General features: G+C 50.2%; 1 rRNA gene. It reads right to left on the bottom strand.

Going from position 1 to position 1,318, the window contains the following annotated elements:
- Window positions 1-1,263 (bottom strand): 23S ribosomal RNA (locus tag JCM14374_RS12825); the annotation flags it as partial.
- Between the last annotated feature and the right edge of the window lie 55 nt (window positions 1,264-1,318).

Here is a 1,318-nt window from a genome sequence, read left to right as displayed (position 1 = left end):
AATCCAAAGCTTCGGTACTATGCTTAGCCCCGTTACATTTTCGGCGCAGAGCCACTTGACCAGTGAGCTATTACGCACTCTTTAAATGGTGGCTGCTTCTAAGCCAACATCCTGGCTGTCTGTGCAACTCTACTTCCTTTCCCACTTAGCATAGATTTTGGGACCTTAGCTGTTGGTCTGGGCTGTTTCCCTCTCGACTATGGACCTTGTCACCCATAGTCTGACTGCTATATTAACCTTATGGTATTCGCAGTTTGGGATGGTTCGGTAACCGGTGAAGGCCCCTAGCCTAACCAGTGCTCTACCCCCATAAGGCATCATATAACGCTAGCCCTAAAGCTATTTCGGGGAGAACCAGCTATCTCCGGGTTCGATTGGCATTTCACCCCTATCCACAACTCATCCACGTACTTTTCAACGCACTCTGGTTCGGGCCTCCATTTTGTGTTACCAAAACTTCACCCTGGCCATGGATAGATCACCCGGTTTCGGGTCTACAACATCATACTATATAGCCCTATTAAGACTCGCTTTCGCTACGGCTCCATCCTCTATAGATTTAACCTCGCATGATATCGTAACTCGCTGGCCCATTCTACAAAAGGTACGCAGTCACACTTTATCCCCTAAAGGATAAATAGTGCTCCTACTGTTTGTAAGCATATGGTTTCAGGTTCTCTTTCACTCCCCTCCCGGGGTGCTTTTCACCTTTCCCTCACGGTACTGTCCGCTATCGGTTGCCAGGTAGTGTTTAGCCTTGGAAGGTGGTCCTCCCTGCTTCCCACCGGGTTCCACGTGTCCGGCGGTACTCGGGGTCACGGCTAAGAGTCCATTGCTTTTCGGCTACGAGGCTTTCACTCTCTGTGGCCTGACTTTCCAGAAACGTTCGCCTAAACAATGGGTTTTGTAACTCTTCGATGTATCTGCAACTACACCCTGCCAGCCCCTCAACCCCACATATGCAACGCTTGCAGGCTTACACATATATGGTTTGGGCTCCTCCCCGTTCGCTCGCCGCTACTTGGGGTATCTCGCTTGATTTCTTTTCCTCCGGTTACTAAGATGTTTCAATTCACCGGGTTGGCTTCTCCCACCCTATATATTCAGGTGGGGATAATAGAGGTTCGCCTCTATTGGGTTCCCCCATTCGGATATCCACGGATCCATGCTCGCTTGCAGCTCCCCGTGGCATTTCGCTGCTTGCCGCGTCCTTCGTCGCCTCCTGGCACCTAGCATCCACCATACGCCCTTCTTATCTTGACCTTGCGCGAGAGTTTTCCATTCTTCTTGTCTCGAATGAAATCTTTCTCCTGCTTTT

It is taken from the genome of Syntrophomonas palmitatica JCM 14374 (assembly GCF_001311885.1).
GTDB classification, from domain to species: Bacteria; Bacillota; Syntrophomonadia; order Syntrophomonadales; family Syntrophomonadaceae; genus Syntrophomonas_A; species Syntrophomonas_A palmitatica.
The sequence above is the reverse complement of the archived record's forward strand: the minus strand, read 5'-3'. Positions and strand labels throughout refer to the sequence as shown.